The sequence below is a fragment of the Streptomyces sp. NPDC037242 genome (assembly GCF_055604165.1).
The window spans coordinates 45,278-58,745 of sequence record NZ_JBVJUY010000009.1 but is presented as its reverse complement, the minus strand read 5'-3'; the positions used below and the strand labels follow the sequence as shown (position 1 = coordinate 58,745).

Here is a 13,468-nt window from a genome sequence, read left to right as displayed (position 1 = left end):
GCCACTGACAACGCCCCCTACCCATCCCGTTGTTGCAGGTCAGAGCGATTGTCAGTGGGGGTCCCTACGGTGGTTCACATGACTGAGCAGGAGGTCCGCTGGACGGCGGAACAGGTACTGGCTCTGGCTCCTGACGACGCATCACGCAAGGCGGGAGGCAAGCTGGGCGGGGCGGGTCCGTGGTCACAGACCGGAGGTTCCGCTTCCGGTGCGGTATGGGGGTTGTGCAAGGGCAGCGGCAGCACGCCGTACCGGACGGTCGTGGACCTCGCGGGCCCGGCGTACAAGTGCTCCTGCCCGAGCAGGAAGTTCCCGTGCAAGCACGCACTGGGACTGCTGCTGCTCTGGGCGGCGGAGGGACTGGGCGAGCCGGCCGGGGCTCCCGACTGGGCGGGCGAATGGCTGGCGGAGCGGGCGGCGAAGGCCGCGCGCCCCGCCGCGGCGGCGGCCGGTCCTGCCGACCCGGAGGCGGCCCGCAGACGGGCCGAGCGGCGGGCGGCGCGGATCGGCGCGGGCGTCACCGAGCTGGAGCAGCGGCTCGCCGATCTGCTGCGCGGCGGCCTCGCCGGACAGGAGCAGGCGGGGTACTCCGCGTGGGAGGAGACCGCCGCGCGGATGGTCGACGCCCAGGCGCCGGGACTGGCCGCGCGGGTACGGGAGTTGGGGACGATACCCAGTTGCGGCCCGGGCTGGCCCGCCCGGATGCTGGAGGAGGCGGCGCTGCTGCACCTGCTGGACCGGGCCTGGCTGGGGGTTTCGGACCTGCCGGGGCCGTTGGCCGCCACGGTCCGCAGCCGGGTGGGGCTGCCGTCGTCCGCGGAGGGGGAGGAGGAGGTCGTACGGGACCGCTGGCTCGTGCTGGCCCAGTACGACACGGCTTCGCCCGACGGACGGCTCATCACCCGCCGGATATGGCTGCGCGGGCAGGCGAGCGGACGGCCGGCCCTGGTGCTGGACTTCGGCCCGCCCGGGCGGCCGCCGGGGCTCGCACTGCCCGTCGGACTGGTGCTGGAGGCGGAAGCCCGCTTCCGGCCCGGATCGGCGGGGCTGCGGGCGGACCTCGGGGAGAGGTTCGCGGCGGCCGAGCCGTGCGGTGCGGCGGCGCCTGCGGGGGTGGGCACGGCTGCGGCGCTGGAGGCGTACGGGGCGGCGCTGACCGCCGACCCGTGGCTGGAGTCCTGGCCCGTGGTGCTCGGCCCGGTGGTTCCGATACCGGGCGGCCGGGCGGGCGGACCGGCGGGGGAAACGGCCTGGCAATTGGCGGACGCGGAGGGGACGTCCGCCCTGCCGGTGCCGACAGGGGGGTCCGCGGGCCGGTCCGGCGCGGGCCTGTGGCGGTTGGCCGCGCTGTCGGGAGGTGACCCGGTGACGGTGTTCGGCGAGTGCGGACACCGCGGCTTCACCCCGCTCACCGCCTGGCAGGCGGGCTCTTCGGAGCCGGTCGCGCTGGTCTGACGCGGGGCAGGGCCTCGGAGCATGCCCCGAGGGGGGAAGCGACGGCGCGGGGGCGCCGGCGTGATGGGAACGGAAACGCGCATACGAAGCGCGAATACGAAACGACCGAGCCGGGGGGCTGCTGTGGACGACAACCACGCGAGTTGAGTGACGAGTTACGGGGGCAAGGCTGCTCCGGTCCCGCGGAGGGGGCGGGACCGGAGCCGGGGGCACGAGAGAAGGGGCAGGGACCGGGATGGACACGGCGACACACGCGGACACGGAGACGGACACGACCGCGGACACGACCGCGGACGCGGCCCCGGACAGGGTGTACGGGGACTGGGAGGAGCTGGTCGGCGCCGCGCTGCTGGGCACCGAGCGGCGGCAGGGCAGCCCGCAGGCGCTGCTGGACGCGGCGGCCGTGCTCACCGTACGGCGGCGGGCCGGGCTGCGGCCCGCCGAGGCCGGCCCGCGGCCGGAGCCCGCTGCGCGGGATCCGCGCCCGGTACCGCCGGAGGCGGCGCGGCGCCGGCTGGCGCAGTTGCTGGCCGGGCGCACCGCCGCGGGCAGCGGCGGCGGGCGGCGCGGCGCCGCCCCGGACCTGACCGAGCTGCTGCCGCAGTGGCTGGCCGCGGCCGGCCGGCACGGCTACCGGGCGCCGGCCGCGCTGGTGCCCGCGCTGCTGGACACCGCGCGGGCCCGCTCGGACCTGCGGCCGCAGGCGCTGGCCCTGGCCGGGGTGCGCGGGCTGTGGCTGGCCCGGCTGAATCCGGACTGGCGGTTCGCGCTGCGCGGCGGGGCGGGTGGCGCCGGGGAGCTGCCCGCCGCCACCGATGCGGCCGGGGTGGAACGGCTCTGGCAGGAGGGACTGTTCGCGGAGCGGGTCGCGCTGCTGGGTCTCGTACGGGCGCACCGTGCGGCGGCCGCGGTGCGGCTGCTGGAGACGACCTGGGCCACCGAGCGGGCCGAGGACCGGCTGATGTTCCTCGATTCGCTGCGGCTGGGGCTGTCGGAGGAGGACGAGCCGTTCCTGGAGGCGGCGCTGGGCGACCGCAGCCGCAATGTCCGGGCCACGGCGGCCGAACTGCTGTCCGCGCTGCCGCGGTCGGCGCTGGCCGGGCGGATGGCGGAGCGGGCCCTGGCCTGCGTCGGCCCCGAGGGGGTGACGCCGCCGGCCGAGTGCGATGCGGGGATGCTGCGCGACGGAGTGGTGAAGCGGCCGCCCGCCGGGCGCGGGGAGCGGGCCTGGTGGCTGGGCCAGATCGTGGAGGCGGCGCCGCTGTCGTGCTGGCGGGAGCGGTTCGGGGGGCTCGGCCCGGTGGAGCTGGTGGCGCTTCCGGTGGCCGAGGGCTGGGCCGAGGAACTGCATGCCGCGTGGTGCCGGGCCGCGGTGCGGCAGCGGGACCCGCAGTGGTCCCACGCCCTGCTGGGCTCGGCGTCCGCGCCGCCCGCGGCGGGCCCGGCCACGGCCTCGCTGGCGGAGCGGGCGAAGCTGCTGTCGATCCTGCCCGAGGAGGAACGGGCCGAGTGGGTGGCCGAGTTCATACGGGCCCACGGCCTGTCGGAGGCGTTCCAGCTGCTCGGGGTGTGCCTGGTCCCGTGGGCGGGTGCGCTGGGCCGGGCCGTGGTGGACGCGCTGGACACGGCCCGGGAGGCGGGTAGCTACCCGTGGAGCTTCAGCGGGGTGATGGGCCTCGCGGAGCGCTGCCTGGACCCCGCGGAGGCGGACCGCCTGGAGGCCCTGACCACCGGGGCCGAGGACCTACCGGACGACTCCCCCGGCGCGGCGGCCTACTGGGCGGAGGCCTTCCAACGCCTGACCGCCACCCTGCGCCTGCGCGCCGCGATGCTCGCGGAGCTCACCCCGGCGTAACCAGCGGCCGGGCCGGGCCTGGAGCGGCCCGGCCGGCGGGGGTTACTGACGGACGTTGGCGTTGACCCAGTCCACGATCGACGTCGTCGTGGCGCCGGGGGTGAAGATCTCGGCGACGCCCTTCGCCTTGAGGGGCTCGATGTCGTCCTCCGGGATGATGCCGCCGCCGAAGACCTTGATGTCCTCCGCGTCCCGCTCCTTCAGGAGCTCCAGCACGCGCGCGAACAGCGTGTTGTGCGCGCCGGACAGGATGGACAGGCCGATCGCGTCGGCGTCCTCCTGGATGGCGGTGTCCACGATCTGCTCGGGGGTCTGGTGGAGGCCGGTGTAGATGACCTCCATGCCCGCGTCGCGCAGGGCGCGCGCGATCACCTTGGCACCGCGGTCATGGCCGTCGAGACCCGGCTTGGCTACCACCACACGGATCGGACCGGTCACACCCATCGCACTGCCTCCCGAGTGAACGAACGTTAAGTACAGCATCGCGCACGCCACCGTTTCGCGGTCAACCACGAGGGGGAAATCACACGTGGGATGGCGTGCCGCGCCACCGCGCCGACAGCCGCACGGCACGGTGGCGTGACCCGTCGCGGTCCCAAGAGGCTTAGGGGAGGCCGTCGATGGGGCTGTCCATACCCATGTCCGTACCCAAATCCGGGGCCGCGCTGCGGGCCGGAATTCTTGAGGCGATCGTACTCGGCGGGCACCTTCTGCTCTATCCCACCGGCGTACGCCAGGAGAATCCGGCCGCCGCCCCGGCCGCCGGGGAGCGGGCGCCCGTCCTGCTGCTGCACGGCTTCACCGACAACCGCTCCGTCTTCGTCCTGCTGCGCCGCGCGCTCGGGGCGGGCGGCCGCCGCCAGGTGGAGGCGTACAACTACTCCCCCTTCACCCTCGACCTTCGCGTCACCGCCCGCCACCTCGCCCGCCGGGTCGAGGAGCTGTGCGAGCGCACCGGGCAGGAGCGGGTGGACCTGGTGGGGCACAGCCTCGGCGGACTGGTCGGGCGGTACTACGTCCAGCGCCTCGGCGGCGATGCCCGCGTGCGCACGCTCGTCACGCTCGGCACCCCGCACTCCGGCACCCGTGTCGCCCCGTTCATGGACGCGCACCCGCTGATCCGGCAGGTGCGCCCGGGCTCCGAGGTGATGGCCGAGCTGCGCGCACCCGCGCCCGGCTGCCGGACCCGATGCGTGGCGTTCTGGAGCGAGTTCGACGAGCTGATGACTCCGACGGAGACGGCCCGTATCGAGCACCCCGACCTGATCGCGGAGAACGTGCAGGTCACCGGCATCGGGCACCTCGCCCTGGCTGCCCATCCGACCGTCATCGCGGCGGTCCGGCGGGCCCTCGACGGCCCCGGCCCGGTCGCGGTCGCGCGCCCCGGAACCGCCTCCGTCGCCTGAACACCAACCGACCGACATTCGAACGAATTTCGAACTCAAGGCCAAGGCTGCGTCTTGCCGCGACCGAAAGACGGCCGAATGCCCGGTTCCCCCGAGCTTGGACCCCTCCGAAGATTGTCGTTGCCAGTAACCGCCGGGTACAGTCACGCCACTGCTCTCCTCCGAGGAACGTCTCATTCCTCGGCCACCCAGGCCCCCACCGCCGAGGCGAAAGAGAAGTTGGTGAACGACCGCCCCACGTCGGGCCAGTACCCCGATTACGGGTACGACGGCCTCTCCACCACCACTTTCGCTGGTGACTCGGCATACGTTTCCTATGAAACGCAGGGCCAGGGCTACAACTACGCCTCGTACGGTACGTATGACGCGGGTGCGACGGGTGCGTACGACACCACCGCGTGGACCACGCAGGAGGGTTACGCCCAGCCTTCCCAGGACGGGTACCTGTCGACCGTTCCCGCCCAGGCCGTCCCCGAGGACACCACGGGCCAGTGGGACGCGAGCGCCTGGAGCACGCCGGGCTTCGCTTACGACACCTCCGCGGACCAGACCGGGACCTGGTCGATGCCGGGCTACGGCACGACCGGCACCGAGACCGGCGCCTACGACGCCACCGCGTGGAACACCGTTCCCCAGGAACAGCCCCAGCAGCAGACGTACGAGTACGACTACGCGTACCAGCCCGAGGCATCGCAGGAGCAGCAGCCCGCGTACGACTACGCCGAGGGCTACGCCGAGACGGCCGCGTTCGAAGTCGTGGAGACCACCGGCGACATGGACCCGCTCGCGGTCCCGTTCGCGGACGCGGTCGCCATGGACTCCGCGGTCGCCACGGACTCCGCGGACCTCACGGATGCCGTGCACGACCTGCCCACCCAGGCCATGCCGGTCACCTCCGCGGCCCCGCTCGAACCCCGCCCCTCGCGCCGCGCCGGCTCCAAGGGCTCGGCCAAGGGATCGGCCAAGGCCGCGTTCAAGCCCGCCGCGAAGGGCAGCGGAAGCGGGAGCGGCAACAGCCGCCGCCGGACCCCGGCGAAGCGTTCCGCCCTGCTGACCGTGGCCGTGCCCTCGGCCTGCGTGATGGGCGTCGCGGGAGTGGCCGCCGCCTCGGTGGGCGGGCTCACCGGCGCCGACCAGTCCGCCGACGACACCACGACCGCCATGGCCGCGCCCGACCCGGCCTCGGTGAAGCCGGTCGCGGCGAACAGCAAGCTCGACACCCAGCTGACCGCGCTCAGCGCCGACGCGGGCGACTTCGCGGACCGCGCGAGCCGTACGCAGGAGCGCATCGACCTGCGTCAGCGCCAGGAGGACGAGAAGAAGAGGAAGGCGGAGGAGGCCGCGGCCAAGGAGGCAGCGCGCCCCAAGTTCGCACTTCCCGTCGAACGGGAAGGCCTCAGCGCCACCTTCGGGCAGGCCGGCGGCATGTGGATGTCCGTGCACACCGGCATCGACTTCCCGGTCTCCTACGGAACCCCGGTCATGGCCGCCACCGACGGCACCGTGCGCACCCAGTTCAACAGCGCCTACGGGAACATGGCCATAGTGACCGCGGCCGACGGCACCGAGACCTGGTACTGCCACCTCAGCAGCACCAAGATCCGCTCCGGCAAGGTCAAGGCCGGCGATGTCATCGCCTACTCCGGCAACTCCGGCAACTCCACCGGACCGCACCTCCACTTCGAGGTCCGGCCCGGCGGCGGGTCCGCGATCGACCCCCTGCCGTGGCTCCGCAGCCACGACCTGGACCCGACGTAACCCCAGGCCCCGGCTTCCGCCGGGGCCTGACCCGTACCAGCGGGTCCGCCTAGAGCTTCTGCACCGGTGCGTAGCGCAGCAGCAGCCGCTTCGGCTTGTCGTCCCCGAAGTCGATGGTGGCCTGCGCGTCCGCGCCGGCTCCCCTGACCTCCATGACCGTGCCCAGCCCGAACTGGTCGTGCGTCACCCGGTCCCCGACCACCAGCGCGATGACCGGCTTGTCGGCGGCCCGGCGCGTGGCGAACCCGGACGGGCCCGACTTCGTACGCGACGAGGACAGGAACGACTCCGGTGAGGTGCCGAAGGTCGCCTTGCCACCGCCGCCCGAGCCCGAGCCGTATCCGGAGCTGCGCATCGGGCCCGCGGGCTTCTGCGCCGCGCCCGTCCGCTTCCACTGCAGGTACTGGTCGGGGATCTCCTCCAGGAACCGCGACGGCGGGTTGTACGAGGGCGTCCCCCACGCGCTGCGCATGCTGGAGCGGGTCAGGTAGAGCCGCTCGCGCGCCCGCGTGATGCCGACGTACGCCAGGCGGCGCTCCTCCTCCAGTTCCTTGGTCTGGCCCAGCGCGCGCATGTGCGGGAAGACCCCGTCCTCCATGCCGGTCAGGAAGACCACCGGGAACTCCAGGCCCTTGGCGGTGTGCAGGGTCATCAGCGTGATCACCCCGGAGCCGTCGGTGTCCTCGTCCGGAATCTGGTCGGAGTCGGCGACGAGCGCGACCTGCTCCAGGAACTCCGACAGGGTGCCCGCGCCGGGCGCCGGGGTGCCGTTCTCGGCCGCCTCGGCGGCCGCCGCCTCCCGGGCCTGCTCGAACTCCAGGGCCACGGCCGCCAGCTCCTGGAGGTTCTCGATCCGCGTCTCGTCCTGCGGGTCGGTCGAGGCCTGGAGCTCGGCCAGGTAGCCCGTACGCTCCAGCACCGCCTCCAGCACCACCGCGGGGCCCGCGCCGGAGTCGACGATGGTCCGCAGCTCCTCCATCAGCACGTTGAACCGCTTCACCGCGTTCGTCGAGCGGGCGGCCATGCCGAAGGCCTCGTCCACGCGCCGCAGCGCCTGCGGGAAGGTGATCTTCTCGCGCATCGCGAGCGCGTCGATCATGGCTTCGGCGCGCTCGCCGATGCCGCGCTTGGGCACGTTCAGGATGCGGCGGAGGGGGACGTTGTCCTCGGGGTTCGCCAGCACGCGCAGGTACGCGAGGACGTCGCGGACCTCCTTGCGCTCGTAGAACCGGACGCCGCCGACGACCTTGTAGGGCAGCCCGACGCGGATGAAGATCTCCTCGAACACGCGCGACTGCGCGTTGGTCCGGTAGAAGATCGCGACGTCGCCGGCCTTGGCGTCGCCCGCGTCCGTCAGCCGGTCGATCTCGTCGGCGACGAACTGCGCCTCGTCGTGCTCGGTGTCGGCGACGTACCCGGTGATGACCGCGCCGGTGCCGGCCTCGGTCCACAGGTTCTTGGCCCGGCGGTTCTCGTTCCGCTCGATCACCGCGTTGGCGGCGGACAGGATCGTCTGCGTGGAGCGGTAGTTCTGCTCCAGCAGGATCGTCTTGGCGTCCGCGTAGTCCTCCTCGAACTGGAGGATGTTGCGGATGGTCGCGCCGCGGAAGGCGTAGATCGACTGGTCGGCGTCACCCACCACGCACAGCTCGGCCGGCGGCAGGTCCGGGTACCCGGTGCCGACCAGCTCGCGCACGAGCGTGTACTGCGCGTGGTTGGTGTCCTGGTACTCGTCGACCAGTACGTGCCGGAAGCGGCGCCGGTAGTGCTCGGCGACGTCCGGGAACGCCTGGAGCAGGTGCACCGTGGTCATGATGATGTCGTCGAAGTCGAGCGCGTTCGCCTCGCGCAGCCGGCCCTGGTACATCGCGTACGCCTGGGCCAGCGTCTTCTCGAAGCCGTCGGCCGCCTGTCCCGCGAAGGCGTCCTCGTCGATCAGCTCGTTCTTCAGGTTCGAGATCTTGGCGCTGAAGGACTTGGGCGGGAACTTCTTCGGGTCCAGGTCCAGGTCGCGGCAGACGAGGGCCATCAGGCGCTTCGAGTCGGCCGCGTCATAGATCGAGAAGGAGGAGGTGAAGCCGAGCCGCTTGGACTCGCGGCGCAGGATGCGGACGCAGGCGCTGTGGAAGGTGGACACCCACATGGCGTTGGCGCGCGGCCCGACCAGGCCCTCGACGCGCTCCTTCATCTCGCCGGCGGCCTTGTTGGTGAAGGTGATCGCCAGGATCTGCCCGGGGTGGACGCCCCGCGCGGACAGCAGGTGTCCGATGCGGTGGGTCAGCACCCGGGTCTTGCCCGAGCCGGCGCCGGCCACGATGAGCAGCGGCGATCCCGCGTGCACCACGGCGGCGGCCTGCTGCTCGTTCAGCCCGTGCAGGAGCGTCGCCGGGTCGATGACGGGCTTGGGGGCGCCGTCCCGGTAGTACGCGTCCCCGCTCATGGGCGCGTCGAACCGGCCCCCGAAGAGGTCGTCCGCGCCCGCCTCCGGGGCGGCGTGGTCCTCGGGCGGCGGCGGGACCTCGTCGGAGGGGGAGAGGTCGGCCAGGAAACTGTCGTCAAAGAGGCTGCTCATCGCCTTCCGAGTTTAGGGGTCGGGACCGACAGCCGGTCCCTGGCCCGAAAAATCGGCGGCGGATCACAGCACAATCGCACGGATCGTCCCGGGAACGGGCCGCATCTGCCCCCCGAATCCCCCGCCCGGCCGCGTCCGAACCCCTCCGGTCGCCCAGCCGCGCGGCCGGGCGGGCCCGGCTGGCGGAGCTGATGGACCGGGTCGCGCACACCACCCAGTGGCTGAACGAGACCCGGCGGCTGCTAGGCAGCCACGCGGCCTCGGCGCTCGGCGCCAGGGCGGTGGCCTTCGCGCGGGCCCAGCTCGGGAAGGCCTACGTCTGGGGCGCCGCGGGACCGGACTCGCAGCGTCCGGCCCGGCTGAGCCACGGCGGACGCGGCACGGGTCGGAGATCAGCCGAGCACGATCTCCAGCAGCCCCGGGAAGCGCAGTTCCAGGTCGTCGCGGCGCAGGGCGAGGTAGAGCTTGCGGCCCTGGGGGCGCTGGGAGATCACCCCGCCCTCGCGCAGCGTCCTGAGGTGGTGGGTGACGCTGGAGCGCGGCAGGTCCGGGACGACTTCGCTGCAGAAGGACTCCTCGCCCGAGGCGAGCTTGCGGACGATTTCCAGCCGGACCGGGTGTCCGAGCGCCGCGAGGACCTCGACCAGCTCGATACGGTCGGCGGCGGGGTGGGTCGGCTCGGCAGCGGCAGGCATGCCCTCACTGTACGCAGATCCCGTACGGTCATTCGGCACGGCTACGTGAGGACACCCCATGCCCGGTACCGCACCCGCCACCCCCCTCGACGACGCGGCGCTCGCCGCCTCCCTCGACGGCGGCTTCTCCAGCCGCCACGCGGACGTCAACGGCACGCGCCTGCACTACGTCACCAACGACGGCGGCGGCGAGCCGCTCGTCCTGCTCGGCGGCTGGCCGCAGACCTGGTGGCAGTGGCACAAGGTGCTGCCGGAGCTCGGCCGCCGGTTCCGGGTGATCGCCGTGGACCTGCGCGGCATGGGCGGCTCCGCCAAGCCCGACGGCGGGTACGACAAGAAGACGATGGCCGCGGACGTCCGCGCCCTCCTCGCCCACCTCGGCCTCGGCTCCGCGCACCTCGCCGGCCACGACATCGGCGCGATGGTCGCCTACGCCCACGCCGCCAACCACCCCGGGGCCACCGGCCGGGTCGCCCTGCTCGACGTCGCGCACCCCGACCCGGACTGGGCCCGCCAGCCGCTGCTCCCCGAGCCGGGCCGGATCCACAAGTGGTGGTTCGCCTTCAACCAGGTCCAGGACCTGCCCGAGCAGCTCCTCGCCGGGCGCTACCACCTCATGCTGGACTGGCTGTTCTCCCGCGCCGCCACCGATCCCGCCTCCATCGACGCCCGCTCCCGCGCGGTGTACGCGGCCGCGTACGACTCCCCCGAGGCGATCCGGGCGAGCAACGGCTGGTACCGCGCCTTCCCCCAGGACATCGCCGACCTCGCCGGTTACGCCCCGGTGAGCACACCGCTGCTCGCCCTCGGCGGCGAGTTCAGCAACTACGGGCTGCTGACCCGCGCCGTGCCGGGGCTGGGCACCGACACGCAGGTCGTGCGCATCGACGGGAGCGGGCACTACCTCCCCGAGGAGCAGCCGCAGGCCGTCGTCGCGGAGTTGCTGAAGTTCTTCGGCTGAGGCCGCGGGCCCGGGCCCGGGCCCGGGGCGAAGGCCCCGGGAGCCCGCGGACGGCCGCCCCGTACGCTCGGAGCCATGAACGTACTCATCAACGTCTTCCTCGGCCTGCACATCATCGGGATCGCCTCGCTCCTCGGCGGTTTCCTGACCCAGATGAAGGCGATGAGCGCGGGCACCGCCCGTTTCGTGCCGGCGATGCTGCACGGCGCGCTGACCATGCTCGTCACCGGCGTACTGCTCGTCGGCTTCCGCGAGATGGACGGCGGCACCGTCAACAACGTCAAGGTCGGCGTGAAGCTCGCGATCCTCTTCGTGATCCTCGCGCTCGTCTACGTCAAGCGGGACGAGGAGCGCGTGGAGAAGGCCCTGTTCGGCGCGGTCGGCGGGCTGACCGTGGTCAATATCTTTATCGCCGTCCTCTGGCGCTGAACCGATAGTGGCGCGAAAGCGCCAGATTCGGCCGCATCGGGCCACTTGCGATCATCCCGTCATCCGACCGTTACCTTCAGGTCTAGCGTCCTCCTCCAAGCACCGAGAGAGGAAGGACGTGAGGCCCGCGTGGCCAGTCACCGAAAGCCCAGGCAGCGCCCGCTCTCCGGCGGCACCGCACGGACGACCGCCGCCACCCTCGCCCTCGCGGGCGCTGCCACCGCCACCGCGTTCGAAGGCACTTCGCAGGCCGACCCCCAGCCGACGCCCTCCCAGGTCAAGGCGCAGGTGGACCGGCTCTACGAGGAGGCCGAGGCCGCGACCGAGCGGTACAACGGGGCGAAGGAGAAGGCCGACGAGGCCCAGCGCGCGCTGAGCGACCTGCGCGACGAGACCGCCCGCAAGACCGACCTGCTCAACACCGCGCGCAGCAAACTCGGTTCGCTGGCCGCCACCCAGTACCGCAACGGCACCCTGGGCGCGGCCGTCCAGCTGGCGATGGCCGACGACCCGCAGGAGTACCTGGACCGGGCCTCCTTCATCACACGCGCCGGGGACCGCAACGCCGCCGAGCTCTCCTCCGTGCGCCGCCGGCTCGACGAGGTCGGGCACCTCAAGGAGCAGGCCGCAGGACGGCTGGCCGACCTCCGCGCCCGGCAGGGCGAACTCGCCGACCACAAGGCCGAGATCGAGGGCAAGCTCAGCACCGCCAAGCAGCTGCTGGCCCGGCTCACCGCCGAGGAGCGGGCATCGTACGAGGCCCGGTCCGCGGGCAGCGCCCCCGCCGCCGGACAGCACCCGGCCCCGGCGCCCTCGGACGGTTCGCGCGCGGCCCGCGCGGTGGCCTTCGCGTACGGGGCGATCGGCAAGCCGTACGTCTGGGGCGCGACGGGCCCGGGCTCCTTCGACTGCTCGGGCCTGACCCAGGCGGCCTGGCGCTCGGCCGGGGTCTCGCTACCCCGCACCACCTACACCCAGATCAACACCGGCCAGCGCGTCCCGCGCGACCGGCTGGCCCCCGGTGACCTGGTGTTCTTCTACTCCGGGGTCACCCATGTCGGCCTCTACATCGGCAACGGCCAGATGATCCACGCCCCGCGGCCCGGTTCGACGGTCCGCCTGGCCCCGATCGACTCGATGCCGTGGGCCGGAGCCTCCCGCCCCGCCTGACGGCCGCTACGGCGCCTTGACCACGCCGCTGAGCCACTGGAAGGTCTGGGGCAGCTGCTTCGACCACGAGTCGAGGTTGTGACCGCCGACCACCTTCTCCGCGTGCACCTGGGTCGGGCTCTGCGCGATGCCCTTGAGGTCCATGCCGGACAGGTAGCCGTCCTGTTCGGCCCCCGACAGCCACAGGGAGACCGCCGGCGGCTTCGGCGCGGCCTTCAGGACGTTCTTCAGGTTGTGCGAGACGCGCAGCTGCGGGTCCTGGGCGACCAGCGAGGAGGGCTCCTGGCCCGGGTCGTTGTAGCCCGACAGGGAGACGGCCGCGCTGTAGCGGTCGGGGTGGGCGATGGCCAGCTTGGCGGAGCAGTACGCGCCGGCCGAGTACCCGGCCACGCCCCAGGTGCGGGCGTCGTCCGAGGCCCGGAAGTTGTCGGTGACCATCTTGCGGACGTCGACGCTGAACCAGCTGTCCGCGTTGACCTTGCCGGGGATGTTGGCGCATCCGGTATCGGCATTGCCGAGCAGCATGGCGCGCGGCGAGACCAGGATGAACGGCTGCACCTTGCCGCTCTTCATCAGCGGCTCCAGCACCTCGTGCGCCTTGAGCCCCTGGAACCAGGACTTGCCCGTTCCCGGTATGCCCGGGATCAGCTCGACCACGGGGAACTTCTTGTCCTTGAAGGCGGGATCGTCGTACTGCGGCGGCAGCCACACCAGGACGTCGCCCTTGACCCCGGAGATCTTGCCGTCGAGCTCGGTCTTCTTGACCCGCCCGCCGAGGCCGTCGACCGGCTCGAAGGCCTGGTGCACCTTCGGCGCTTCCTTGACCTGCTCGGCCTTCTTCCCGCCGAGCCCGTCCGGGCCCAGGTCGGGGGCGGCCGTGACGTACTTGCCGGTGCCGAACAGGTCGCCCCAGGAGGCGTAGAAGTTCATGTCCCGGTTGATCCCGATGAACACCAGCGCGATGGCGGTGACCTGGGCGAACACGACCATCGAGGTACGGGTGGCGACGCGCACGACGGCGGGCCCGCGCGCCTTGCTCCACAGCAGCAGCGGCAGGAGGACGGCGATCGCGGTCAGCGCGATCGCCGTCGCGAAAAGGGGGGTCCCCGTCAAGCTCATCACGGCAACGAAGAGGGCCGCGCGGCCCGCCCCGGTTGCCCGGGAGGC

Annotated in this window: 11 protein-coding genes; 7 read left to right on the top strand and 4 right to left on the bottom strand. The window is 72.8% G+C overall.

The genetic code is table 11. The annotated features are described in order from the left end of the window. Positions 1 to 78 precede the first annotated feature (78 nt). Both ACZ7GJ_RS13240 and ACZ7GJ_RS13235 read left to right on the top strand, forming a co-directional pair. Positions 79 to 1,455: an SWIM zinc finger family protein gene (locus tag ACZ7GJ_RS13240; RefSeq protein ID WP_470751417.1), complete on the top strand. Its 1,377-nt coding sequence runs from the start codon at positions 79 to 81 to the stop codon at positions 1,453 to 1,455. Positions 1,456 to 1,690: 235 nt separating this feature from the next. After that, a complete protein-coding gene (locus tag ACZ7GJ_RS13235; RefSeq protein ID WP_470751415.1) occupies positions 1,691 to 3,310 on the top strand; it encodes a DUF5691 domain-containing protein in 1,620 nt (539 codons plus the stop codon). A 42-nt stretch (positions 3,311 to 3,352) separates the two neighbouring features. Here the strand turns inward: ACZ7GJ_RS13235 and ACZ7GJ_RS13230 are convergent, their stop codons facing one another. Beyond that, positions 3,353 to 3,754, bottom strand: a complete 402-nt coding sequence (locus ACZ7GJ_RS13230; protein WP_470751413.1) for a cobalamin B12-binding domain-containing protein — start codon at positions 3,752 to 3,754, stop codon at positions 3,353 to 3,355. A 194-nt stretch (positions 3,755 to 3,948) separates the two neighbouring features. On the opposite strand from ACZ7GJ_RS13230, the gene ACZ7GJ_RS13225 reads away from it, so the two are divergent. Both ACZ7GJ_RS13225 and ACZ7GJ_RS13220 read left to right on the top strand, forming a co-directional pair. Continuing rightward, positions 3,949 to 4,716, top strand: coding sequence for an esterase/lipase family protein (locus tag ACZ7GJ_RS13225; RefSeq protein ID WP_470751412.1), 768 nt, complete (start codon positions 3,949 to 3,951; stop codon positions 4,714 to 4,716). 78 nt (positions 4,717 to 4,794) lie between these two features. After that, positions 4,795 to 6,474, top strand: coding sequence for a M23 family metallopeptidase (locus ACZ7GJ_RS13220; protein WP_470751410.1), 1,680 nt, complete (start codon positions 4,795 to 4,797; stop codon positions 6,472 to 6,474). A gap of 49 nt (positions 6,475 to 6,523) precedes the next feature. Here ACZ7GJ_RS13220 and pcrA read toward each other — a convergent pair whose 3' ends face one another. Next, complete coding sequence (gene pcrA, locus ACZ7GJ_RS13215) at positions 6,524 to 9,046, bottom strand: DNA helicase PcrA (RefSeq protein ID WP_470751409.1); 2,523 nt, start codon at positions 9,044 to 9,046, stop codon at positions 6,524 to 6,526. A 392-nt stretch (positions 9,047 to 9,438) separates the two neighbouring features. After that, entirely contained in the window at positions 9,439 to 9,741 is a 303-nt protein-coding gene (locus ACZ7GJ_RS13210) for an ArsR/SmtB family transcription factor (protein ID WP_470751408.1), read from the bottom strand. 58 nt (positions 9,742 to 9,799) lie between these two features. Here ACZ7GJ_RS13210 and ACZ7GJ_RS13205 point away from each other — a divergent pair, with 58 nt between their 5' ends. The 3 genes from ACZ7GJ_RS13205 (at position 9,800) to ACZ7GJ_RS13195 (ending at position 12,301) form a co-directional block, all read left to right on the top strand. Next, positions 9,800 to 10,702: an alpha/beta fold hydrolase gene (locus tag ACZ7GJ_RS13205; protein ID WP_470751406.1), complete on the top strand. Its 903-nt coding sequence runs from the start codon at positions 9,800 to 9,802 to the stop codon at positions 10,700 to 10,702. A gap of 75 nt (positions 10,703 to 10,777) precedes the next feature. Then, positions 10,778 to 11,131, top strand: coding sequence for a hypothetical protein (locus tag ACZ7GJ_RS13200; RefSeq protein WP_470751405.1), 354 nt, complete (start codon positions 10,778 to 10,780; stop codon positions 11,129 to 11,131). Positions 11,132 to 11,260: 129 nt separating this feature from the next. Beyond that, on the top strand, positions 11,261 to 12,301 hold the full coding sequence (locus ACZ7GJ_RS13195) for a C40 family peptidase (protein WP_470751403.1): 1,041 nt from the start codon (positions 11,261 to 11,263) through the stop codon (positions 12,299 to 12,301). Positions 12,302 to 12,307: 6 nt separating this feature from the next. Here ACZ7GJ_RS13195 and ACZ7GJ_RS13190 read toward each other — a convergent pair whose 3' ends face one another. After that, complete coding sequence (locus ACZ7GJ_RS13190) at positions 12,308 to 13,420, bottom strand: alpha/beta hydrolase (RefSeq protein WP_470751401.1); 1,113 nt, start codon at positions 13,418 to 13,420, stop codon at positions 12,308 to 12,310. Positions 13,421 to 13,468: the final 48 nt, after the last annotated feature.